22 protein-coding genes and 1 tRNA gene are annotated in these 21,657 nt (G+C 70.4%); 11 read left to right on the plus strand and 12 right to left on the minus strand.

The features are described from left to right. The first annotated feature begins 29 nt into the window (after positions 1-29). The 3 genes from ACFYPA_RS14135 (at position 30) to ACFYPA_RS14145 (ending at position 1,921) form a co-directional block, all read left to right on the plus strand. Entirely contained in the window at positions 30-560 is a 531-nt protein-coding gene (locus ACFYPA_RS14135) for a phage holin family protein (protein ID WP_359080710.1), read from the plus strand. After that, the gene (locus tag ACFYPA_RS14140) at positions 557-1,612 is read left to right on the plus strand and encodes an alpha/beta hydrolase (RefSeq protein ID WP_359318357.1); all 1,056 of its coding nucleotides are present in this window, start codon (positions 557-559) and stop codon (positions 1,610-1,612) included. Before ACFYPA_RS14135 ends, ACFYPA_RS14140 begins: the two co-directional genes overlap by 4 nt. Positions 1,613-1,717: 105 nt before the next feature. Further along, positions 1,718-1,921, plus strand: a complete 204-nt coding sequence (locus ACFYPA_RS14145; RefSeq protein ID WP_359080714.1) for a hypothetical protein — start codon at positions 1,718-1,720, stop codon at positions 1,919-1,921. Positions 1,922-1,973: 52 nt separating this feature from the next. Here the strand turns inward: ACFYPA_RS14145 and ACFYPA_RS14150 are convergent, their stop codons facing one another. From ACFYPA_RS14150 to ACFYPA_RS14165, 4 genes are all read right to left on the minus strand, one after another. Continuing rightward, on the minus strand, positions 1,974-3,179 hold the full coding sequence (locus ACFYPA_RS14150; RefSeq protein WP_389131867.1) for a MarP family serine protease: 1,206 nt from the start codon (positions 3,177-3,179) through the stop codon (positions 1,974-1,976). A gap of 89 nt (positions 3,180-3,268) precedes the next feature. Beyond that, positions 3,269-4,078 carry a CoA pyrophosphatase gene (locus tag ACFYPA_RS14155; RefSeq protein WP_359080718.1) on the minus strand — a complete coding sequence of 270 codons (810 nt, stop codon included), beginning with the start codon at positions 4,076-4,078 and terminating at the stop codon, positions 3,269-3,271. A 61-nt stretch (positions 4,079-4,139) separates the two neighbouring features. Beyond that, complete coding sequence (gene nth, locus ACFYPA_RS14160; protein ID WP_359080720.1) at positions 4,140-4,973, minus strand: endonuclease III; 834 nt, start codon at positions 4,971-4,973, stop codon at positions 4,140-4,142. Positions 4,974-5,202: 229 nt separating this feature from the next. Further along, positions 5,203-6,198, minus strand: a complete 996-nt coding sequence (locus ACFYPA_RS14165; protein WP_389131870.1) for a hypothetical protein — start codon at positions 6,196-6,198, stop codon at positions 5,203-5,205. 619 nt (positions 6,199-6,817) lie between these two features. Here ACFYPA_RS14165 and ACFYPA_RS14170 point away from each other — a divergent pair. Continuing rightward, the gene (locus ACFYPA_RS14170) at positions 6,818-7,492 is read left to right on the plus strand and encodes a Crp/Fnr family transcriptional regulator (protein ID WP_123460131.1); all 675 of its coding nucleotides are present in this window, start codon (positions 6,818-6,820) and stop codon (positions 7,490-7,492) included. 129 nt (positions 7,493-7,621) lie between these two features. On the opposite strand, the gene ACFYPA_RS14175 is transcribed toward ACFYPA_RS14170, so the two are convergent. The 4 genes from ACFYPA_RS14175 to ACFYPA_RS14190 form a co-directional block, all read right to left on the minus strand. Continuing rightward, on the minus strand, positions 7,622-8,452 hold the full coding sequence (locus ACFYPA_RS14175; protein WP_359080725.1) for an MBL fold metallo-hydrolase: 831 nt from the start codon (positions 8,450-8,452) through the stop codon (positions 7,622-7,624). Further along, entirely contained in the window at positions 8,449-9,351 is a 903-nt protein-coding gene (locus tag ACFYPA_RS14180) for an NUDIX hydrolase (RefSeq protein WP_359080727.1), read from the minus strand. Before ACFYPA_RS14180 ends, ACFYPA_RS14175 begins: the two co-directional genes overlap by 4 nt. A 147-nt stretch (positions 9,352-9,498) precedes the next feature. Beyond that, complete coding sequence (locus ACFYPA_RS14185; protein WP_148019943.1) at positions 9,499-9,969, minus strand: RidA family protein; 471 nt, start codon at positions 9,967-9,969, stop codon at positions 9,499-9,501. Beyond that, complete coding sequence (locus ACFYPA_RS14190) at positions 9,969-10,127, minus strand: DUF4177 domain-containing protein (RefSeq protein WP_003991873.1); 159 nt, start codon at positions 10,125-10,127, stop codon at positions 9,969-9,971. Before ACFYPA_RS14190 ends, ACFYPA_RS14185 begins: the two co-directional genes overlap by 1 nt. Positions 10,128-10,209: 82 nt before the next feature. Here ACFYPA_RS14190 and ACFYPA_RS14195 point away from each other — a divergent pair, with 82 nt between their 5' ends. Next, complete coding sequence (locus ACFYPA_RS14195; RefSeq protein WP_359080730.1) at positions 10,210-11,199, plus strand: ArsA-related P-loop ATPase; 990 nt, start codon at positions 10,210-10,212, stop codon at positions 11,197-11,199. Next, entirely contained in the window at positions 11,196-12,671 is a 1,476-nt protein-coding gene (locus tag ACFYPA_RS14200) for an ArsA-related P-loop ATPase (protein ID WP_359080732.1), read from the plus strand. The genes ACFYPA_RS14195 and ACFYPA_RS14200 overlap by 4 nt, the downstream gene beginning before the upstream one ends. Positions 12,672-12,700: 29 nt before the next feature. On the opposite strand, the gene ACFYPA_RS14205 is transcribed toward ACFYPA_RS14200, so the two are convergent. Continuing rightward, positions 12,701-13,051: a WhiB family transcriptional regulator gene (locus tag ACFYPA_RS14205; RefSeq protein ID WP_018551136.1), complete on the minus strand. Its 351-nt coding sequence runs from the start codon at positions 13,049-13,051 to the stop codon at positions 12,701-12,703. Positions 13,052-13,449: 398 nt separating this feature from the next. On the opposite strand from ACFYPA_RS14205, the gene ACFYPA_RS14210 reads away from it, so the two are divergent. Further along, the gene (locus ACFYPA_RS14210) at positions 13,450-15,678 is read left to right on the plus strand and encodes a transglycosylase domain-containing protein (RefSeq protein WP_359080734.1); all 2,229 of its coding nucleotides are present in this window, start codon (positions 13,450-13,452) and stop codon (positions 15,676-15,678) included. Positions 15,679-15,775: 97 nt separating this feature from the next. Here ACFYPA_RS14210 and ACFYPA_RS14215 read toward each other — a convergent pair whose 3' ends face one another. Beyond that, the gene (locus tag ACFYPA_RS14215; RefSeq protein ID WP_389131875.1) at positions 15,776-16,240 is read right to left on the minus strand and encodes a GatB/YqeY domain-containing protein; all 465 of its coding nucleotides are present in this window, start codon (positions 16,238-16,240) and stop codon (positions 15,776-15,778) included. Between the two features lie 79 nt (positions 16,241-16,319). Here ACFYPA_RS14215 and ACFYPA_RS14220 point away from each other — a divergent pair, with 79 nt between their 5' ends. Both ACFYPA_RS14220 and ACFYPA_RS14225 read left to right on the plus strand, forming a co-directional pair. Beyond that, positions 16,320-17,261, plus strand: a complete 942-nt coding sequence (locus ACFYPA_RS14220) for a metallophosphoesterase (RefSeq protein ID WP_359312471.1) — start codon at positions 16,320-16,322, stop codon at positions 17,259-17,261. A 138-nt stretch (positions 17,262-17,399) separates the two neighbouring features. Next, positions 17,400-17,473: transfer RNA gene (locus ACFYPA_RS14225), tRNA-Pro, on the plus strand. 193 nt (positions 17,474-17,666) lie between these two features. Here ACFYPA_RS14225 and ACFYPA_RS14230 read toward each other — a convergent pair. Further along, entirely contained in the window at positions 17,667-18,668 is a 1,002-nt protein-coding gene (locus tag ACFYPA_RS14230) for a helix-turn-helix transcriptional regulator (protein ID WP_389131877.1), read from the minus strand. Between the two features lie 100 nt (positions 18,669-18,768). On the opposite strand from ACFYPA_RS14230, the gene ACFYPA_RS14235 reads away from it, so the two are divergent. Together ACFYPA_RS14235 and ACFYPA_RS14240 are read left to right on the plus strand one after the other, a co-directional pair. Then, positions 18,769-19,167 carry a VOC family protein gene (locus tag ACFYPA_RS14235; protein ID WP_389131880.1) on the plus strand — a complete coding sequence of 133 codons (399 nt, stop codon included), beginning with the start codon at positions 18,769-18,771 and terminating at the stop codon, positions 19,165-19,167. 170 nt (positions 19,168-19,337) lie between these two features. Next, positions 19,338-20,303 carry an ROK family protein gene (locus ACFYPA_RS14240; RefSeq protein WP_389131883.1) on the plus strand — a complete coding sequence of 322 codons (966 nt, stop codon included), beginning with the start codon at positions 19,338-19,340 and terminating at the stop codon, positions 20,301-20,303. 125 nt (positions 20,304-20,428) lie between these two features. Here the strand turns inward: ACFYPA_RS14240 and ACFYPA_RS14245 are convergent, their stop codons facing one another. After that, entirely contained in the window at positions 20,429-21,460 is a 1,032-nt protein-coding gene (locus ACFYPA_RS14245) for a LacI family DNA-binding transcriptional regulator (RefSeq protein WP_359080746.1), read from the minus strand. Positions 21,461-21,657 lie beyond the last annotated feature (197 nt).

Below are 21,657 nucleotides of genomic sequence, written 5' to 3' on the forward strand. Positions count from 1 at the left end.
GATGTGTTGAACAGGAGAGGGAGTCAGGGATGAGCGACCCCGGCAATTACGCGGGCAGCGCCGACCGCAGTCTCGGCCAGCTGGTCGCCTCGGCGACGGCCGAACTGTCGGCGCTGGTGCACGACGAGATTGCCCTGGCCAAGGCCGAAGTGCGACAGGACGCCAAGCGCGGCGCCATCGGCAGCGCGGCGTTCATCGTCACGGGCGTGCTGCTTCTGTTCGCGATCCCGGTGCTGAGCTTCGCGGCCGCGTACGGAATCCACAACCTGGGGCTGGGGCTCGCCTGGTCGTTCCTGATCGTGGGCGGTGCGTTCATCCTGCTGGGGATCCTGCTCGCGCTGTTCGGCTACGCCAAGTTCAAGAAGGTCAAGCCGCCGGAGAAGTCCATCGCCTCGGCCAAGCAGACCGCCGCCGTCCTACAGGGCGTCAAGCCGCACCCGCGTGCGAGCGTCGGTGCGGACGCGATTCTGCCGATCGGCGGCAGCACACTTGCGGACAAGGCCATCGAGAACCGTCCGGTCCAGGACAAGGCATCTGTTGTGGCACGCTCATCCACATGACGGTCCCCGATTCCAGCGCATTTCGCCCGGTGGGCCCGGAAGGCCGGGCGGCGGGTCACGAGAAGAAGGCCGGCCCGGAGGGCTCCACCGCCCCGGCCCCGTCCGCCGCGGCCCCCGTAGGTCCGCCGGTCCCCGTAGGCGGCCCCGTCCGCCTCGACGGACCCTGGACCCATCGGGACGTCGCGGCCAACGGCGCGCGCTTCCACATCGCTGAAATGGGTGAAGGACCCCTGGTCCTGCTCCTGCACGGCTTTCCGCAGTTCTGGTGGACCTGGCGCCACCAGCTTCCGGCACTCGCCGACGCGGGCTTCCGCGCCGTGGCGATGGACCTGCGCGGAGTGGGCGGCAGCGACCGGACACCACGCGGTTACGACCCCGCCAACCTGGCGCTCGACATCACCGGTGTCATCCGCTCGCTCGGCGAGCCGGACGCCGCCCTGGTCGGCCACGACATGGGCGGCTACCTGGCCTGGACAGCCGCCGTGATGCGCCCGAAGCTGGTACGCCGCCTGGTGGTCTCCTCGATGCCGCACCCGCGCCGGTGGCGCTCCTCGATGCTCTCCGACTTCGCCCAGTCCCGCGCGGGCTCGTACATCTGGGGCTTCCAGCGGCCGTGGGTACCGGAGCGTCAGCTCGTCGCCGACGACGCCGCGTTGGTGGGGCGACTGATCCACGAGTGGGCAGGTCCCGGTACGGCGGAGTTCCCGGACGACACGGCGGTGGACGTCTACCGGCGCGCCATGTCCATCCCGTCGACCGCGCACTGCTCCGTCGAGCCGTACCGCTGGATGGTGCGTTCGCTGGCACGCCCGGACGGCATCCAGTTCAACCGGCGCATGAAGCGGCCGGTGCGGGTGCCGACGCTGCATCTGCACGGTTCACTCGATCCGGCGATCCGCACACGGAGTTCGGCGGGGTCCGGCGAGTACGTCGAGGCACCGTACCGGTGGCGACTTTTCGACGGTCTGGGCCACTTCCCCCACGAGGAGGATCCGGCCGGATTCTCGGCCGAACTCATCAACTGGCTCAAGGATTCCGAGCCCGACCGCTGACCGACGCGTACACGCGTCCGACGAACAGCCACTTGCCTACCGCATAGGCCAATTGGCTGGCAGATGGGCGATTACCGACCATGCGTCACGGGCAGACGTCCGGGTATGGGCTGGACGCACGACTTCGGTGACGCAGCACGCAATCGTCGCTCGACCGCTACGGCGGCACCGAGCATTCATGAGGGGGGCGGCCTTCGGGGCCGGGTGCACACTATGCATGTTCTGCATGATCCCCGGCTCGGCATTCCGCGCATCCTCCGCCGCCGCGCCCGCTGGGTATCGGCGCGGCTGCGCCATCCACGGCAATGACCCGCGGCCGCCCACCGGCCGACCGCGCCACCACCCTCACGGAAGAACGCGCCTAGAGCGCGCACCCCTGGCTGTCCACCTGCTGGTTGGCGGCACGGCCCTGGGCGATGTCCTGTCTGATCTCATCGGCCGTGAGGGCGTAACCGGTGTCGGGGTCGTCGAGCGATTTGGCGAAGACGACTCCGTACACCTTGCCGTCGGGTGTCAGCAGCGGGCCGCCGGAGTTGCCCTGACGGACCGTCGTGAAGAGTGAGTAGACATCGCGGCGGACGGTGCCGCGGTGGTAGATGTCGGGCCCGTTCGCATCGATGCGGGCCCGGACGCGCGCGGCTCGTACGTCGTACGAGCCGTTCTCCGGGAACCCCGCGACGATCGCACTGTTCCCGGTCGCGGCGTCGTGGTCGGTGTCGGTGAACCGCAGGGGCTTCGCGTCAAGGTCCGGCACGTCGAGTACGGCGATGTCGCGCTGCCAGTCGTAGAGGACGACCTTCGCGTCGTACAGCCGCCCCTGGCCGCCGATCTGCACGGTCGGCTCGTCGACGCCGCCGACGACGTGAGCGTTGGTCATCACCCGGCGGTCGGAGAAGACGAATCCGGTGCCTTCGAGGACCTTGCCGCAACTCGGGGCCGTACCGACGACCTTGACGATCGACTCCTTGGCGCGCGCCGCGACGGGGCTGCCCACCAGGGCCGGGTCGGGGGCCCTGACCTCGGTGATGGGCTCGTTGGCGAACGGGCTGAAGACCTGCGGGAAGCCGTTCTGCGCGAGGACGGAGGAGAAGTCCGTGAACCAGGTGGAGGCCTGGGGCGGCAGTACCCGCGAGATGCCCAGCAGGACCGAGGAGCTGCGGACCTCCTTGCCGAGCGTCGGCAGCGACGTACCGGCCAGCGCGGAGCCGATCAGCCAGGACACCAGCAGCATCGCGACGACGTTGACGAGGGCCCCGCCGGTCGCGTCGACGGCGCGCGCGGGCGACCACGTGATGTACCGGCGGAGTTTGTTCCCCAGGTGGGTGGTGAAGGCCTGGCCCACCGAGGCGCACACGATCACGATGACGACCGCGACGATGGCCGCGGTCGACGAGACCTCGGAGCCGTCCGTCACCTGGTCCCACAAAATGGGCAGCAGGTACACGGCGACGAGACCGCCGCCCAGGAACCCGATCACCGACAGGATGCCGACGACGAACCCCTGGCGGTAACCGATGACCGCGAACCACACGGCGGCGGCCAGCAGCAGGATGTCCAGCACGTTCACCGTCTATTGCCTCGCAGATTCGTCACCGGGCCCGTACGTCTCCCCGTGGCCGGGAAGGCCCGGAGCAGCGGAGCACGGGAGTCAGCCTGTCATGCGCGCCAGTCGAGCGGCACCTGCTTGGCCCTGTCCCAGGGGCGCTCCCAGCCCGCGAAGTGCAGAATCCGGTCGATCACCCCTGCCGTGAACCCCCATACGAGTGCGGATTCGACCAGAAATGCCGGGCCGCGATGGCCGCTGGGGTGGTGTGTGGTCACCCGGTTGGCCGGATCCGTGAGATCGGCCACGGGGACGGTGAACACCCGGGCGGTCTCGGCGGGATCCACGACCCCGACCGGGCTGGGCGAACGCCACCAGCCGAGGACGGGCGTCACCACGAAGCTGCTCACGGGGATGTAGAGCCGGGGCAGCACCCCGAAGAGCTGCACCCCGCGCGGGTCGAGGCCGGTCTCCTCCTCGGCTTCGCGCAGCGCGGCCCGGAGCGGGCCCGTCGTCTCCTGGTCGCCGTCGGCCGGGTCCAGGGAACCGCCGGGGAAGGAGGGCTGGCCGGGATGGGACCGCAGGCTTCCGGCACGCTCCATCAGGAGCAGCTCAGGCCCGCGTGCGCCCTCGCCGAAGAGGACGAGCACGGCGGACTGCCGCCCGGCACCGCTCTCGGGCGGCAGGAAGCGGCTGAGCTGCTGCGGCTCGATGGTCCGCGCCGCTCGGGCGACGGGCTCCAGCCACTGGGGCAGCCCTTCGGTCGTGACCTCGATCGCGGCGTCGGCCGGGGCATCGCTCGCTGCGTCCCTCGATGCCTGGACCGCAGCATGGTCCGCGGTGCTCTGTCCGCCCTTTGCGGAGCTGCGTGACGTGTCTGCGGTGTTGCGTGACGCGTCCGTGCTGTGTTCATGCGTCTTCATAGGCACCCCTCGTTTCACAACGCCTGTCCTCACGCATTTCGTTCCGGCGCGGCTCGCCGTGTCAGCCGGCGCCGAGCGCGGGGGCGGGTTTGCCCGGGTAGTCCGGCGGCGGCTTCAGCCGCTGGCCCGGCTGGCCCCCCATCTCGTACTTCAACAGCTTCCTGGCCTTCTCGGGGTCCGTCTCGCCCTCCCCGTACGCAGGACAGAGCGGGGCGACCGGGCAGGCGCCGCAGGCCGGCTTCCGGGCATGGCAGACGCGGCGGCCGTGGAAGACGACGCGGTGCGAGAGCATCGTCCACTCGCTCTTGGGGAAGATCGCGGCGATGTCCGCCTCTACCTTCACCGGGTCCTCCTGGTCGGTCCACTTCCAGCGGCGGACCAGTCGGCCGAAGTGCGTGTCGACCGTGATGCCCGGAACACCGAAGGCGTTGCCGAGGACGACGTTGGCGGTCTTGCGGCCGACCCCGGGCAGCGTCACGAGATCTTCCAGGTGCCCCGGCACCTCGCCGCCGAAACGGTCCCGGAGGGCGGTGGAGAGACCTATGAGCGCCTTGGTCTTCGCCCGGAAGAAGCCGGTCGGCCGAATGATCTCTTCCATTTCCTCCGGGACGGCCATCGCCATGTCCTCCGGAGTCGGGTACTTCGCGAACAGCGCCGGCGTCGTCTGGTTCACCCGGAGGTCCGTCGTCTGCGCCGACAGCACGGTGGCCACCAGCAGCTCGAACGGCGTCTCGAAGTCCAGCTCCGGATGCGCGTAGGGATACGTGTCCGCCAGAACGCGGTTGATCTTCCGCGCCCGCCGCACCATCGCCAGGCGCGACTCCGGTTTGCTCGGCTTCGCAGCCGCCTTCACCGCCGGTTCGACCGCGGACTTCCGGACCTTGCTCTCTGCCATGCACGAAGGCTACGCCGAAGGGGCGAACCCACGGGGCCGGTTCCTGCCCCGGTCACGATGTCGGCGTTTTTCCCTCCGCGGCCGCTGGACGAAGGCCCCGGAGGCCACCGGAAGCCCCCGGCAGGCACGTGCCAGGACGCCTGCCCTGGGCCGGGGTATGGAGGGTGAGAGCGAGGGGGTGGCGCCGTCCGCCGAACAGGACAAGGAAGCGGATCGAGCCGGCCACGCTTCAGTGCTGGTGATCCCCGTCGTGCTCCGGCGCCGGGGACACGGATGCCGAAGCGGCCGGGGTGGCCGCGTCCATCGGGCCATCGGCCGCGGTGACCGTGAAGGCTGCGGTACGGACCACACCCCCGTGCCGGAAGTCCAGGAAGAGGCGGTAGCCACCCCGGCTCGGCGCGGTGGTGGTGAAGGAGATGTCCGGGCCCGGGGCGGTGCCGGCGTCCCCCGGCTCACCGTCGGGGTGGACGTGCAGATAGGCGAGGTCGCCGGCACGAAGGGCGACCAGATGGCCGTACGCGCCGAGGTAGGGCTGGAGATCGGTGACGGGCCTGCCGTCCTTGGCGACGGCGAGGCCGAGCCGCGTGGACCGGCCGGGGACGAGGTCGCCGGTCAGGGTGACGCGGTAGCCGTCGACGGTGACGGTCCGTCCGGTCGTGGCCGGTGGTACGGGACGCAGGTCACCGGCGGCGTGCAGGTCGGCACCGAGGGTGAGGCCCTGCGAGGTGCCGGCCGGGGTGAAGTCGGCGAAGACGCGGTATGCGCCGGCGGCGGGCAGGGCTGCGGTGGTCCGCCAGGTGCCGTCGGTGGAACGGGTGGGATGCAGGTGCTGAAAGGTGGAGAGGTCGCGCGGGGCGACGATGAGGTGCAACTCCTTGCCGTGCGCCGTCCGGTAATCGGTGACGGGATCGCCGTTCGCTCCGAGTATCCGGAAGCGCAGATCCACGGGGGCGCCCGCGGTGACGTAGGAGTCGCCGAGGCTGAGCGTGTAGCCGCGTTCGGAGATCTGCAGCCCGCCGGGCAGGTGGCCGGCACCGCCCGTCGCACCGTCGCCGTCGCCAGGGGACGCCGCAACCGAGGGCGGGGCGGTGGAGGCATGCCCCGCATGGGCGGCGGTGGACGGCTTCGGTGACGTGTCGTCGGTGGCGTGGCCGATGCCGTACGAAGCGCCGAAGACGGTGGCGAGGCCTGCGGTGAAGGCGGTGATCTTCAGGGCAGAGTTCATGGCGGGCTCCTCAACGGATCGGGCAGCGGAAAGTCCGGGCAAGTCACGCGTGTTCGCACCCATTCATGCGGATTCACGTCGCTGACAGCTGGAGGCCTGCGTGACTCCGACGACGACCCGGCTTGGCCGATGCCGGAGCCTTGTCACACACACTAAATACCCCCCAGGGGTATGTAGTCAACCCGCATTTCGGTACTGGAGGGGGGTATGCAGAGCAGAGTCGCCCAGACAGCCCCGATCGACCCGCCCTCGACCTTTCGGCCACGAGGCGGCCACTTCGCGCCCGACAGCCACGGCCCCGCACCACACTCGCCCCGACGGGCCATTTGTCGCATTTTCCCCACCCTGGCAACCCTGTTCGCCCACAGCGGAATCCTCGTCGGCTGTCACCCCGTCAGCCCCCTCGGCCTGCGCTCTCACCGGCATTCCGCTCACCCGGCCGGCCCAGCGCCGACCCCCGCCATCCACCCCGTTCAGCGGCGATCCACCCCCAATCGGCCCCCTGCCGTACGGTCCGGCACGCGCGTGCGTCAAACTGGTTTGTGATTGATCGCACTGTTTTACCGTCCGGCATGATGGGGACCACGGTTCCCTGAACAGGCCGACAAGGAGAGAACTCGTGGACGACGTTCTGCGGCGCGCCCCGCTTTTCGCGGCGCTCGATGACGAGCAGGCCGCGGAGCTCCGCGCCTCGATGAGTGAGGTGACCCTCGCGCGCGGCGACGCGCTGTTCCACGAGGGTGACCCGGGTGACCGCCTCTATGTGGTCACCGAGGGCAAGGTGAAGCTCCACCGCACCTCCCCCGACGGGCGCGAGAACATGCTGGCGGTCCTCGGCCCCGGTGAACTGATCGGTGAGCTGTCGCTCTTCGACCCGGGCCCGCGCACCGCCACCGCGACCGCGCTGACCGAGGTCAAGCTCCTCGGCCTCGGCCACGGCGACCTCCAGCCCTGGCTGAACGTCCGCCCCGAGGTGGCCACGGCACTGCTGCGCGCCGTTGCCCGGCGCCTGCGCAAGACCAACGACCAGATGTCCGACCTGGTCTTCTCCGACGTGCCGGGCCGTGTCGCCCGCGCCCTCCTCGACCTGTCGCGCCGCTTCGGCGTCCAGTCGGAGGAAGGCATCCACGTCGTGCACGACCTGACGCAGGAAGAGCTGGCCCAGCTGGTCGGCGCCTCCCGTGAGACGGTCAACAAGGCCCTCGCCGACTTCGCCGGCCGCGGCTGGCTGCGGCTGGAAGCCCGTGCGGTGATCCTGCTGGACGTGGAGCGGCTGGCCAAGCGGTCCCGCTGACCCGTCGTCGTACGCAACGCCCGAGGGGCCCCACCGAGACCGGCGGGGCCCCTCGCGTACGTGTCCGGGGGCGCCCGGGTGTCCCCCTGACACCGGCGGCGACCCGCCTACGTATCCGGTGCGGGCCCGTCAGATCAGTCCGTGCTCCCGCAGATACTCCAGCTGCGCCCGCACCGACAGCTCCGCCGCAGGCCACAGGGACCGGTCCACGTCCGCGTACACATGCGCCACCACCTGCGACGACGTCAGGTGGCCGGCCTCCACGGCCGTCTCCACCTGGGCCAAGCGGTGGGCGCGGTGCGCCAGGTAGAACTCGACCGCGCCCTGCGCGTCGTCCAGCACCGGGCCATGGCCGGGCAGCACCGTGTCCACCCCGTCGTCGACCGTCAGCGAGCGCAGCCGTCGCAGCGAGTCGAGGTAGTCTCCCAGCCGCCCGTCCGGGTGCGCCACCAGCGTCGTCCCGCGCCCCAGGATCGTGTCCCCCGTCAGCACCGCGCGGTCCGCGGGCAGGTGGAAGGAGAGCGAGTCCGCGGTGTGGCCCGGGGTCGGCACCACGTACATCTCCAGCCCCCCGGTCGTGATCACGTCGCCGGTGCCCAGGCCCTCGTCACCGAGGCGGAGCTCCGGATCCAGCGCCCGCACCTTCGTACGCGTCAGCTCGGCGAACCGGGCCGCGCCTTCCGCGTGGTCGGGGTGCCCGTGGGTGAGGAGCGTGAGCGCGATCCGGCGGCCCGCCCGCCCGGCCGTGTCGATGACGGCCCGCAGGTGGGCGTCGTCCAGCGGGCCCGGGTCGATGACCACCGCCAGGTCCGAGTCGGGCTCGGCGACGATCCAGGTGTTGGTGCCGTCCAGCGTCATCGCTGACGCGTTCGGCGCCAGGACGTTGACCGCACGGGTCGTGGCGGGGCCGGACAGCACCCCGCCGCGCGGCTGTCCGGGCAGCGCGGCCGCGTCGCTCATGCCGCCCCACCGTCCGCACCGGCCGCGCCGCCCGCCGGGATGTGTTTGGTGAACTCCTCGTGCCCCGGCCAGCTCAGCACCAGCTCGTCACCCTCCAGACGGGCCTGTGCGAGCACCGGGGCGAGGTTCTGGCCCGATGCCGCCTCCAGCGCCTGCGCGGCGGTGGTGTACGGCCTGAGCGCACGCAGCGTCGAGACCGTGGGCGGCATCATCAGCAGCTCACCCCGGTCGTACCCCTCGGCCGCCTCGCCCGGCGCGATCCACACCGTCCGGTCGGCCTCCGTCGAGGCGTTGCGGGTGCGCTGGCCGGCCGGCAGCGCGGCGACGAAGAACCAGGTGTCGTAGCGGCGCGGTTCGAACTCCGGAGTGATCCAGCGTGCCCACGCGCCCAGCAGGTCCGAGCGCAGCACCAGCCCGCGACGGTCCAGGAACTCCGCGAACGAGAGCTCCCGCGCGACGAGCGCCTCGCGGTCGGCCTCCCAGTCCTCGCCGGTGGTGTCCGTGACGACCGTGCCCGCGGTCGGACCGGCGAGCAGCACGCCCGCCTCCTCGTACGTCTCGCGCACGGCGGCGCAGACGATCGCCTGCGCCTCGGCCGGGGTCCCGACACCGAGCCGCCGCGCCCAGCTCTCCAGCGCGGGCCCGGCCCAGCCGACGAGCCGGTCGTCGTCGCGCGGGTCGACCCCGCCACCCGGATAGGCGTACGCCCCTCCGGCAAAGGCCATCGAGGTGCGCCGGCGCAGCATGTGGACCGTTGGCCCGTCCCCGGTCCCCGTGGCGGCGTCCCGGAGCAGCATCACGGTGGCGGCGCGCCTGGGGGTGGCTGCCGTCAGTTCACCTGTGGCGAGGGCCCGGATCCGGTCGGGCCATTCCGGGGGGTACCACTGACCATTGGACATGGCCGGAGGCTATCCGGAACCGCGCCGATGTTCGAGTGGCGCGGTGATCCGTACATGCCCTGTACACAGACGATCCCGCCCGGTCGTCACGACCGGACGGGATCACTGCTCAGCCGGTGTCCCCACCGGCAGCGGTACGACTTCGGCTCAGGCTCCGGTCAGCTCGACCTGGACCTCGACCTCGACCGGCGCGTCCAGGGGCAGCACCGCGACGCCCACGGCGCTGCGGGCGTGCACGCCCTTGTCACCGAGCACCGCGCCGAGCAGTTCGCTCGCGCCGTTGATCACGGCCGGCTGGCCGGTGAAGTCCGTGGCGGAGGCGACGAAGCCGACGACCTTCACGACGCGTGCGATCCGGTCCAGGTCGCCCGCGACCGACTTCACGGCGGCCAGCGCGTTGAGCGCGCAGGTCTTCGCCAGCTCCTTCGCCTCGTCGGGCGTGACCTCCGCGCCGACCTTGCCGGTGACGGCGAGCTTGCCGTCCACCATCGGCAGCTGGCCCGAGGTGTACACGTACACCCCGGAACGGACGGCCGGCTGGTACGAGGCGAGCGGCGGCACGACGTCCGGCAGGGCAAGACCGAGTTCGGCGAGCTTCGCCTCGACGGCGCCCGCCACTACTGCTTCTCCCGCTTCAGGTAGGCCACGAGCTGCTCGGGGTTGTTCGGGCCCGGAACGACCTGGACCAGCTCCCAGCCGTCCTCGCCCCAGGTGTCCAGAATCTGCTTGGTCGCGTGCACGAGAAGGGGCACAGTCGCGTATTCCCACTTGGTCATGGCCCGACTGTAATGCCTGAGTAATCCAAGGGACGCGCAGCCTCGTGCGTAGCCCGGGGCGCGACTGGTTAGGCTCGAATACGTGAGCAGGTTCCAGGTCGTCAGCGGCAAGGGCGGTACCGGTAAGACCACGGTCGCCGCCGCCCTCGCGCTCGCCCTCGCGACCGAGGGCAGGCGCACCCTCCTCGTCGAGGTCGAGGGCAGACAGGGCATCGCCCAGCTCTTCGAGGCGGAGTCCCTCCCCTACGAAGAGCGCAAGATCGCCGTCGCACCGGGCGGCGGAGAGGTGTACGCGCTGGCGATCGACGCCGAGCGCGCCCTCCTCGACTACCTCCAGATGTTCTACAAACTCGGCAGCGCGGGCCGGGCACTGAAGAAGCTCGGCGCGATCGACTTCGCCACCACCATCGCGCCCGGCGTCCGGGACGTCCTGTTGACGGGCAAGGCGTGCGAGGCGGTGCGCCGCAAGGACAAGCGGAATCGGTTCGTCTACGACTACGTGATCATGGATGCCCCGCCGACCGGCCGCATCACCCGCTTCCTCAACGTGAACGACGAGGTGGCGGGGCTGGCCAGGATCGGCCCGATACACAACCAGGCGCAGGCCGTGATGCGGGTACTGAAGTCCCCCGAGACGGCGGTGCATCTGGTGACCCTCCTGGAGGAGATGCCGGTCCAGGAGACCGCCGACGGCATCGCGGAGCTGCGGGCCGCCGAACTGCCGGTGGGCCGGGTCATCGTGAACATGGTGCGCCCGCACCTGCTGGACGAGGACGCGCTGCGCACGGCCGCGGGCGGGCGGCGCAAGGAGATCGCCAAGACGCTCACCAGGGCGGGGGTGACCGGTTCCGCGGGGCTCGTGCGTCCCCTGGTCGAGCAGGCGGCCGAGCACGCCCAGCGGGTCGAGCTGGAGCGGGAGCAGCGCGCCGTGCTGGCGGGGCTCGGACTGGCGGGGTACGAACTCCCGCTGATCGGCGAGGGCGTGGACCCGGCCGGGCTGTACGAGCTGGCGGAGGAGCTGCGCAAGCAGGGCGTGGGCGAAGGGGCGGCGGAACAAGGGGTGGGTTCATGACATCGAACACCGGCGCGGCCACGGGCACCGGGACGGAGACGGACGCCGGTACGGACGCGGACAGCGGCACGGACGCCGGTACGGCCCGGGCTCCGGCCACGGCCCCCGCCCTGGACACCGACGCCCTGCTCGACGACCGCGACATCCGGATCGTCGTGTGCTGCGGTTCGGGTGGCGTCGGCAAGACGACGACCGCGGCGGCCCTCGGCGTACGCGCGGCCGAGCGCGGCCGCAAGGTGGTCGTCCTCACCATCGACCCTGCGCGCAGGCTCGCCCAGTCCATGGGCATCGACTCCCTGGACAACATCCCCCGCCGGGTGAAGGGCATCGAAACGCGGGGCGCCGGCGAGCTGCACGCGATGATGCTCGACATGAAGCGGACCTTCGACGAGATCGTCGAGGCGCACGCGGACGGGGAGAGGGCCCGGGCGATCCTGGAGAACCCCTTCTACCAGTCCCTGTCGGCCGGTTTCGCGGGCACGCAGGAGTACATGGCGATGGAGAAGCTCGGTCAGCTCCGGGCGCGCGACGAGTGGGACCTCATCGTCGTGGACACCCCGCCGTCGCGGTCCGCGCTGGATTTCCTGGACGCACCGAAACGGCTCGGCTCCTTCCTGGACGGGAAGTTCATCAAGCTGCTCATGGCCCCGGCGAAAATGGGCGGCCGGGCCGGAATGAAGTTCCTCAACGTGGGCATGTCGATGATGACCGGGACGCTGGGCAAGCTGCTCGGCGGCCAGTTCCTGCGGGACGTCCAGACGTTCGTCGCCGCGATGGACACCATGTTCGGCGGATTCCGCACCCGCGCCGATGCCACGTACAAGCTTCTCCAGGCACCCGGCACGGCGTTTCTCGTCGTCGCGACCCCGGAGCGGGACGCGCTCCGCGAAGCGGCGTACTTCGTCGAGCGGCTGGCCGCGGAGGACATGCCGCTCGCCGGCCTGGTGCTCAACCGGGTCCACGGCAGTGACGCCGCCCGGCTCTCCGCGGAGCGCGCGCTGGCCGCCGCAGAAAATCTTGATGCCGACGGCATTGTGGATCAGGGGGCCGGGAAGGCTGGACTTCGTGAGCCCGCCGAATCCCCCGCGGCCGGTTCCGCACCGACCCCGGACCCCGCAGGAGCCGCCACCCCCGAACCGGCCGAGCACGCCTCGGAGCACGAGCCCGCCGACGTCCCGGAGCTGGATGCCGACGCCCGTACCAACGCCGAGATGGACCCGGCGACCACAGAACCCGCGACCACACCCCCGGTGACCGTCGAACAGCTGACGGCCGGTCTGTTGCGTCTGCACGCCGAGCGGATGCAGGTGGTCGCGCGCGAACAGCGCACACGCGACCGCTTCACCGCACTGCACCCCGAGGTGGCCGTGACCGCGGTGGCCGCGCTGCCCGGAGATGTCCATGACCTCGCAGGGCTGCGAGCCATCGGGGACCGGCTCGCGGCCGGTTCTGCCTCGGCCGGAGTCGCGTAGTCTCCCCGTCGTCCGTCCTGCCGCCCGGGCTACCCCACGGCGGCGAATGTCTCGTGCAGTTCGTCGTCCTCCAGCCCGATCGCCACGGGCAGGATGCCCGTGGACCGCTCGTACTCGCTGCGCGCCGTCTCCAGCAGCCGGCGCCAGGACGTGACCGTCGGGCGGCGGCGCAGCAGTGCGCGGCGCTCCCGCTCGGTCATTCCACCCCACACGCCGAATTCGACGCGGTTGTCGAGCGCGTCGGCAAGGCACTCGGTCCGCACCGGGCATCCGGTGCACACCGCCTTGGCCCTGTTCTGCGCTGCCCCTTGTACGAACAGTTCATCCGGATCGGTAGTGCGGCAGGCTGCCTGCGCACTCCAGTCGGTTACCCAGCCCATCCCGGCGCCGTCCTCTCCCGAATCGAGGCTCCCCCACGGCGGTAGCGGCATATTCACCGCTGCCAGTTGAGGACGTTACGGAAGGTGGCGACAGCACAACACCCCCTTCGGGCCCAATCTTGAATGGCCCGAACGGACTATGCGTATGCGGCAGATCACCCAGGGGAGTGAGGTGAGGACATGCGCGACTATCCCGCCGGAATCGGGACAGACCACCTGAGTCATAACGGACGGTCGATGACACACGAGGCGATTTCGTGAGCGCCTGAACTCGTGGCCGGGTCATGCACAGGGTCATGCAGGGGGGTTGATACAAAACCGGACTGCTGTGACAGTTGAGAGCAGCTTAGGCCAAGGCATATACGTGTGTCCGGCGAATGAGAACGTAGGCTGCCCCCATGCCAAAGAAGCGCTCGGGCGGGGGTCTCACGACGACCCAGCAGGCCGCCAAGTTCCTCGGTGTCGCCGCACTCTCCGGAGTGGTCCTGGCGGGCATCGCGCTGCCGGCCGCCGGAGCACTGGGTCTCGCCGCCAAGGGAACGGTCGACGGGTTCGACGAAATCCCGGCCAATCTGAAGACTCCGCCGCTGAGCCAGCGCACCACGATCCTGGACAACCAGGGCGGCCAGATCGCCACGGTGTACTCACGGGACCGCACCGTCGTGCCACTGACGAAGATCTCCCCGTACATGCAGAAGGCGATCATCGCGATCGAGGACGCCCGCTTCTACGAGCACGGTGCCGTCGACCTCAAGGGCATCCTGCGCGCGATGAACCGCAACGTACAGGCGGGCGGGACCGCGCAGGGCGCGTCGACCCTCACCCAGCAGTACGTGAAGAACGTCTTCGTCGAGGAGGCCGGTGACGACCCGACCAAGGTCGCCCAGGCCACCCAGCAGACGCTGGGCCGCAAGGTCCAGGAGCTGAAGTACGCGATCCAGGTCGAGGAAGAGCTCGGCAAGAAGAAGATCCTGGAGAACTACCTCAACATCACGTTCTTCGGCCAGCAGGCGTACGGCGTCGAGGCGGCCTCCCAGCGCTACTTCTCCAAGTCGGCGAAGGACCTGAAGCTGGAGGAGGCCGCGATGCTGGCCGGCATCGTGCAGTCGCCCAGCCGCTACGACCCCGTCAACGACAAGGAAGAGGCGACCAAGCGTCGCAACACCGTCATCCAGCGGATGGCGGACGTCGGGGACATCTCGCCGGAGGAGGCCACCAAGGCCCAGGCGACCCCGATCAAGCTGAAGGTGAAGCGGCCGAAGAACGGCTGCATCACCGCGGTCAGCGGTTCCGGTTTCTTCTGCGACTACGTCCGTCAGATCGTCACGAACGACCCGGCCTTCGGCAAGACCGCGAAGGACCGCGCCAAGCTCTGGGCGACCGGCGGACTGACCATCAAGACGACCCTGGACCCGCGTTCCCAGGCCGCCTCCAACGAAGCAGCCACCTCCCGGGTCAACGAGGACGACAAGGTCGCGACCTCGGTCGTCCAGGTCCAGCCCGGCAGCGGCCAGATCCTCGCGATGGCCCAGTCCCGCCCCTACGGACTGGACGCCTCCAAGCACCAGACCGTGCTGAACCTCTCCGTCGACCACAAGATGGGCGGCAGCTACGCCGGCTTCCAGGTGGGATCGACCTTCAAGCCGATCACCGCGGCAGCGGCACTGGAGAAGGGGATCAGCCCGGCGCAGAGCTTCACCACGCCCCACGAGATCTCCCTGCCGGGCGAGAGTTTCCGCACCTGCGACAACCAGCCGGCGGACGACAAGCCGTGGGAAGTGGGGAACGAGCTCGAGTCGGAGAAGGGCATGTTCGACATGACCAGCGCGCTGGGCAAGTCGATCAACACCTACTTCGCGAAGCTGGAACAGAAGACCGGCCTGTGCGAGACGCTCGCGATGGCGAAGAAGGTCGGCTACATCCGCGGCGACAACAAGCCACTGTGGCAGGTCGCCAACACCACGCTCGGCGGCCAGGAGTCCACACCGCTGGCGATGGCCTCGGTGTACGCGACCTTCGCCAACCGGGGCACGTACTGCTCCCCGATCGCCCTCCTGTCGGTGACCAAGCCGGACGGCAAGCAGATGGCCGTACCGAAGTCGAAGTGCGACAGCGCCATGAGCGAGCACACGGCCGACAGCATCAACCAGATGCTCAAGGGCGTCATCGCGGACGGCACCGGACAGCAGGCCGGCCTCAGCGACCGTGACAACGCGGGCAAGACCGGTACGACCGACGAGCGCATCAACGCCTGGTTCGTCGGCTACACGCCCAACCTCTCCACGGCGGTGTGGGTCGGCAGTGACGGTGCCCATCAGATCCCGATGAGCGACATCACCATCGGCGGGCAGTACTACGAGGACGTCTGCGGTGGCTGTCTGCCCGGTCCGATCTGGAAAACGGCGATGACCGGCGCCCTGAACGCCTCCGAGACCCCGGCGTTCACCCCGGTCGACGTACCGCGGGCAAAGCCGAAGGTGGACAAGGACAAGGACAAGAAGGACAAGAAGAAGCCGGGCGAGGGCGACGACAAGCCCGGCGACGACGACCCCTTCCCCGGCATCAGCATCCCGCCGAACCTGATCGGCGGAAACGACGGCGACGGCCGTGGTCAGAACGGCCCCTGACCCGGCCGGACCCGGCGTACGTCGGACATGAAGGTGGGGCGCCCCCGGTCCGGGGGCGCCCCACCTTCATGTCCGCTGCGTGCTGCCCTTCGCGGCCTCAGCCCGCGAGGAGCTTCTTCACCGCGGCGGCCACCCGGCCACCCTCGGCGCGCCCCGTGACCTTCGGGTTCACGATCTTCATGACCGCACCCATCGCGCGCGGCCCCTCGGCCCCGGCGGACTTCGCCTCGTCGACGGCGGACGCCACAATCGCGGTCAGCTCGTCGTCACTCAACTGCTGCGGGAGGTAGGCGTCGAGGAGCTCGCCCTCCCTCTTCTCCCGCTCGGCCTGCTCGGTCCGGCCACCCTTGGCGAAGGCCTCGGCCGCCTCGCGGCGCTTCTTGGCCTCCTTGGCGATCACCTTCTGCACCTCGTCGTCGGAGAGTTCGCGGGCCGTCTTGCCGCCAACCTCCTCCTTGGTGATCGCGGTGAGGGTCAGCCGGAGCGTGGACGAGGTCAGCTCGTCGCGCGCCTTCATGGCCGTGGTGAGGTCTTCCTTGAGCTTGGACTTGAGCGTGGTCATGGGGTGATTGTGGCAGGTGCGGGGCGCCCACCGCCCATTGGTTTTCATGGGGGCACGCCCCGTCTGCGACGATGGGCGCATGCGCGCACGTTACGGAGTACCCCTGAAAATCACGGCGGTCACCGCCGCGGCCGGCGCCGCCGGTCTCGCCTACGCAGCCGGATTCGAGGCCCGCTCGTTCCGTCTGCGAAGGGTCACCATCCCGGTACTCCCGCACGGGGCACGCCCGTTGCGCGTGCTGCAGGTCTCCGACATCCACATGGTCAGCGGCCAGCGCAAGAAGCGCGCCTGGCTCCAGTCGCTGGCGGGCCTGCGCCCGGACTTCGTCGTGAACACCGGCGACAACCTCTCCGACCCGGAAGCCGTACCGGAGCTGCTCGACGCACTCGGACCGCTGATGGAGTACCCGGGTGTGTACGTCTTCGGCTCCAACGACTACTACGGCCCCACTTTCCGCAACCCGGCCCGCTACCTCTTCGAGAAGATCGCGGGCAAGCACGGGCTGAACGGGAACGCCCCGGCCGTCGGCGTCGTCCACCTCCCGTGGGAACCGATGCGCGACGCCTTCGACGACGCGGGATGGCTGAACCTGTCCAACACCCGCGGCCGTCTGAAGCTCGACGGCCTGGAGCTGGCCTTCACCGGCCTCGACGACCCGCACATCAAGCGCGATCGCTACGCGGAGGTCTCGGGCGGCCCCGAGACGGGGGCCGACCTCTCCATCGGCGTGGTCCACGCCCCGTACCTGCGCTCACTCGACGCCTTCACCGCGGACGGCTACCCGCTGATCCTGGCCGGCCACACCCATGGCGGCCAGGTGTGCATCCCCTTCTACGGAGCTCTGGTCACCAACTGCGACCTGGACACGGACCGGGTGAAGGGCCTCTCCAGCCACACGGCCGACGGCCACCGCGCCTACCTCCACGTCTCGGCCGGCTGCGGCGCCAACCGCTACACCCCGGTCCGCTTCGCCTGCCCCCCGGAGGCGACCCTGCTGACCTTGACGGCACGGGACGTCTGACCGACGACGCCCCCATCGGAGCGTCCACCGGTCCGCCCATCGGCCCGCTCACCGGTCCGCCCATCGGTAAAAAGCGGATTTCGTCTCCGGGCGCCGGTGGGCTAAAGTAATCGATGTCGCCGGGAGACCGGCGGCGATCGGGGTGTAGCGCAGCTTGGCAGCGCGCTTCGTTCGGGACGAAGAGGTCGTGGGTTCAAATCCCGCCACCCCGACAGCCGTAAGACCAGGTCAGGGGCCTGATCCACTTAGTGGATCAGGCCCCTGAGTGGTTTCCGGGGGCCATTCGGGGGGCCGCCTGCGACGTCCCGGTCCGTGCGGGACGTCGCCGAGCCTGCCGGTCTGCGGTTCTTCCTCGGCCGAGTGGCGGAGCCCGGTCTCGGCCAGGACCTGCCGGTCCACGGTCCCTCACGCATCGGGCGCGGTCCGCCGGGCGGAGTGCGCGAGGCGTGCGGCGAGGGCTTCGACGAGGCCGCGGAGTTCGTCCGGGCGTTCGATGACGAACGGCCGGTCCAGCGAGGCGAGTACGGCCGGGAGCCAGTCGAGCCGCTCCACGCGCAGGTCGACGCGGGCCCAGCGCTCGGCTTCCGCGCTCGCGTCGTCCGGGGGCGGCAGTTCCTCCACGATCGCGATGCCGGCGGGAAGCCGGGCGTGGATCTGCTCGGCCGTCCCCCGGACCCGCAGGGTCACCTCGTGCCGGTACGGAGCCGTGGCGAGCCCGGTCAGTACGCGCTGCGCGGGATCCGTTCCGGCAGGTGGCTCGAACGAGCCGGGCAGGGTCCTGACGCCGCCGATGCGGTCCAGGCGGAACGTCCGGTCCTCGCCGATCTCGGGATCCGCAGCCGCGACGTACCACCTCCCGGAGTGGGCGACGATCCCGTGCGGGTGCAGGGTGCGTTCGCTGCGACGGCCGTCGGCGCCGGTGTACCGGATCGAGATCGGCCGGTGGCGGGTCACCGCGTCGGCGATCGGGAGCAGCACCGCGGAGTCCGGGGGGTCCTCCTCGCCGGGCGGAGCCGTGAAGGCGAGGGTGGCGAGCACGGCGTCGAGCCCGGCTCTCAGCCGTTCGGGCAGCACGCGCCGGATCTTCGCCGCCGCCGTCTCACCGGCCGTGCCCATGGCCGTCGTCAGGCCGGACCGGCGGCCCGCCACCAGGCCGAGCAGTACGGCGAGCGCTTCGTCGTCGTTCAGCATGAGCGGGGGCATCCGGTAGCCGGGGGCGAGCCGGTAGCCGCCGTAGCGGCCCCGTACCGACTCGACGGGCACGTCGAGGTCGACGAGGTGGCCGGCATAGCGCCGCACGGTGCGTTCGTCGACGCCGAGCCGGTCGGCAAGTTCGGACACCGTGCGCAGGCCACCCGACTGCAGGAGCTCCAGCAGGGTGAGGACGCGGGCAATGGGGCGGGACATGACCGAAAGTATCCCCTTCATACCGGGCGGGTTCCGCCCGGTATACGTCATAGCGTGTGCTTCGGAAGCCCGTCAGCACCCAACGACCCCGGAGAAGACCATGGTTTTCGTCTCTGTACGCATCATCACGGGCGATGTCGCCCGCCTCGTCTCCTTCTACGAGCGCGCCACCGGCGTACGCGCCCAGTGGGCCACCGAGGACTTCGCCGAGCTCACGACCGCCTCGGGCGCCCTCGCGATCGGCAGCACCCGCACCGTCCCCCTCTTCGCGCCCGGCTCCGCCCGCCCGGCCGCGAACCACAGCGTCATCCTCGAGTTCCTCGTCGATGACGTGGACAGCGTGTACGAGAACCTGAGCGGCTTCGTGGAGGACTTCGTCAACGAGCCCACCACGATGCCCTGGGGAAACCGCGCGCTCCTCTTCCGTGACCCCGACGGCAATCTCGTCAACTTCTTCACTCCCGTCACGCCGGCCGCCATCGAGAAGTTCGCCCGCTGACCGCCCATTGATGCGCGCGCCCGGTGATGCGAAGGGAGCATCGACCGGGCTTGTGACTTTACTAAACCTTGACCTTAACTAAACCGTTCACTAGACAACGTTGTCACCACCCGTCAGAGTGTGCTCCGGGAGCGAAGCGAACCTGCTCCCTTCACGAAAGGGGTGGTGACGTGACGGTGTACGGAGCACTGGACATCGGCGGCACGAAGATCGCCGGAGCGCTCGTGGACGACGCGGGCACTCTGCTCGTACGCGCGCAGAGGCCCACACCCGCGCAGAAGTCCGCCGACGAGCTCATGGCGGCGGTGACATCGGTGCTCGACGAACTGGCCGTCCACCCCCTGTGGGACGAGCTGACCTGTCTCGGTATCGCCAGTGCGGGACCGGTCGACACCGCCGCGGGGACGGTCAGTCCGGTCAACATTCCCGCATGGCGGCGCTTTCCACTGACCCAGCAGGTGGCGGCGCACCCGCGTCTGCCCGCGGGACTGCGGCCCGTGCTGGTCGGGGACGCGGTGGCCATGACCGCCGCGGAACACTGGCTGGGTGCCGCGCGGGGGTGCGAGAACGCGCTGTGCATGGTGGTGTCCACCGGGGTGGGCGGCGGCCTGGTACTCGACGGCCGCCTGCACACCGGCCGAACGGGGAACGCGGGTCACATCGGACACATCACCGTGGATCTGGACGGTTCGCTGTGCCCGTGCGGGGCTCCCGGCTGCGTCGAGGGCTTCGCCAGCGGTACGGCCATCGCCGCGCACGCCCGGGCGGCCGGGTGGCGCGCGCCGGCCGGGGTGGCCCCCACCGCGGCAGCGGTCGCGGAGGCCGCGCGGGCGGGGGACCCCCATGCGCTGAGGGCCTACGAGCGGGCCGCCCAGGCACTCGCGGCGGCCATCGCGGCGACGGCGGCTCTCGTCGAGCTCGATCTCGTGGTGATCGGCGGCGGTGTGGCGCAGGCCGGTGACACGCTCTTCGTTCCCCTGCGACGACGCATGGCCGACTACGCCGTCCTCGACTTCACCCGCGGGCTGGCCGTCGTACCGGCGCTACTGGCTCTGGACGCCGGGCTCATCGGGGCGGCTGCCGTCGCCTCCTCGCGGCTCGGTGCTCCCGCGCTGGTGGCAGGACCACGCCCGTGACCCGTCTCCGCGTTCCGTAGTGCGGTCGCCGGCGTTCTGCCGGTCCGCCGCAATCCGCCCGCTCCGGGGCGGCCAAGGCTGTCGCCCTCTCCGGCCGGTTGGGCGGAGAGGGCGGCGTCTCGGGCTCAACTCCGGCCGGGCGCCCGCGCCGTCGAGCCGCGCGGGGTGAGCGACGGAGTCGGTACCTGTACGGAACCGGCGTGCCGGCCCTCTATGACGGCGAACAGCGTGCGGGCCACCTCAGCCCCGAAGCTGTGCACGTCGTGGCTCATCGCCGACAGGGTGGGATGCGTGATCCGGCACAGCTGCGAGTCGTCCCAGGCGAGCAGCGACACATCGTCGGGGACCACGAAGCCCATCTCGGCAGCGACCGCCGCTCCCGCCACGGCCATGATGTCGTTGTCGTAGACGATAGCCGTAGGCCGGCCGGCCGACATCAGGAGCGAGCGGGTGGCCCTGGCCCCTTCGCTTCCGTCGAAACCGGTCGCGATCTGGCGGCCCTCCTCGAGGCCCAGTTCCCGCATCGTGGCCGCGAAGGCAGCGGCCCGGATGGCGCTGTGCCCGAGACCGACCGGACCGCCGACGCGTGCGATGCGCCGGTGCCCGAGCGCCGCCAGATAGCGGACGGCCTCGGCCGCGGCCGTGGCGTCGTCGGTCCACACCGCGGGAAACGAACCGGTGAGGGACGGGTGCCCGACGGCCACCGCCGGCAGCCCGATGGACTGCAGCGACGGAACCCTCGGATCGTCCTCGTGGAAGTCGACCAGGATGGCGCCGGCGATCGTCTGGCTGCGCCACCAGGACTTGTACAGCTCGGTCTCCTCGTCGAGATCCCGCACCAGTCTCAGGAGCAGCGAGTACGACCGGTCGGCCAGCACGCTCTCGATGCCGGAGATGAAGTCCATGTAGAACGGTTCGAGTCCGAGCAGCCGGGCGGGGCGGCACAGGGCCAGTCCGATGATGTCGACCTTCTGGCTGGACAGGCTGCGCGCGGTCAGGTTCGGCGCCCAGCCCAGGTCCTTCGCGGCCTCGAAGATCCTCCGGCGGGTGGCGTCCGAGACACCCGGCTTCTGGTTGAACGCCAGCGAGACGGCTCCCTTGGACACGCCTGCCCGGGCGGCCACGTCCTTGATCGTCACACGTGCGGGACCGTTCACCTCGCGTCCGCGCAGAGAAGTGCCGTCCGCGCCCTCTTCGCCTCCACGGGACCGGAGCCGGTCACACGGAACCGGGCCCGCTCGCCCGGCAGCAGCCTTCGCGGGCCCTGATCGGCCGCGGCGTGCGGGTCCAGGCGATCGGCCCGAAGGAGGAGGTCTCTCAGCAGAGTGCGCGCGCTTACCACGACGTCGACTGT

The organism is Streptomyces sp. NPDC005775 (assembly GCF_042871565.1).
Taxonomy (GTDB): Bacteria; Actinomycetota; Actinomycetes; order Streptomycetales; family Streptomycetaceae; genus Streptomyces.

Excerpts from the sequence above, each read along its gene's own strand:
- ACFYPA_RS14200 (WP_359080732.1), top strand. The coding sequence starts at position 11,196 with ATGACATCGAACACCGGCGCGGCCACGGGCACCGGGACGGAGACGGAC.
- ACFYPA_RS14140 (WP_359318357.1), top strand. The coding sequence starts at position 557 with ATGACGGTCCCCGATTCCAGCGCATTTCGCCCGGTGGGCCCGGAAGGC.
- ACFYPA_RS14135 (WP_359080710.1), top strand. The coding sequence starts at position 30 with ATGAGCGACCCCGGCAATTACGCGGGCAGCGCCGACCGCAGTCTCGGC.
- ACFYPA_RS14190 (WP_003991873.1), bottom strand. The coding sequence starts at position 10,127 with ATGACCAAGTGGGAATACGCGACTGTGCCCCTTCTCGTGCACGCGACC.
- ACFYPA_RS14155 (WP_359080718.1), bottom strand. The coding sequence starts at position 4,078 with ATGAAGACGCATGAACACAGCACGGACGCGTCACGCAACACCGCAGAC.
- ACFYPA_RS14145 (WP_359080714.1), top strand. The coding sequence starts at position 1,718 with ATGGGCTGGACGCACGACTTCGGTGACGCAGCACGCAATCGTCGCTCG.
- ACFYPA_RS14235 (WP_389131880.1), top strand. The coding sequence starts at position 18,769 with ATGGTTTTCGTCTCTGTACGCATCATCACGGGCGATGTCGCCCGCCTC.
- ACFYPA_RS14210 (WP_359080734.1), top strand. The coding sequence starts at position 13,450 with ATGCCAAAGAAGCGCTCGGGCGGGGGTCTCACGACGACCCAGCAGGCC.
- ACFYPA_RS14175 (WP_359080725.1), bottom strand. The coding sequence starts at position 8,452 with ATGAGCGACGCGGCCGCGCTGCCCGGACAGCCGCGCGGCGGGGTGCTG.
- ACFYPA_RS14165 (WP_389131870.1), bottom strand. The coding sequence starts at position 6,198 with ATGAACTCTGCCCTGAAGATCACCGCCTTCACCGCAGGCCTCGCCACC.
- ACFYPA_RS14215 (WP_389131875.1), bottom strand. The coding sequence starts at position 16,240 with ATGACCACGCTCAAGTCCAAGCTCAAGGAAGACCTCACCACGGCCATG.
- nth (WP_359080720.1), bottom strand. The coding sequence starts at position 4,973 with ATGGCAGAGAGCAAGGTCCGGAAGTCCGCGGTCGAACCGGCGGTGAAG.
- ACFYPA_RS14230 (WP_389131877.1), bottom strand. The coding sequence starts at position 18,668 with ATGTCCCGCCCCATTGCCCGCGTCCTCACCCTGCTGGAGCTCCTGCAG.
- ACFYPA_RS14205 (WP_018551136.1), bottom strand. The coding sequence starts at position 13,051 with ATGGGCTGGGTAACCGACTGGAGTGCGCAGGCAGCCTGCCGCACTACC.
- ACFYPA_RS14180 (WP_359080727.1), bottom strand. The coding sequence starts at position 9,351 with ATGTCCAATGGTCAGTGGTACCCCCCGGAATGGCCCGACCGGATCCGG.
- ACFYPA_RS14220 (WP_359312471.1), top strand. The coding sequence starts at position 16,320 with ATGCGCGCACGTTACGGAGTACCCCTGAAAATCACGGCGGTCACCGCC.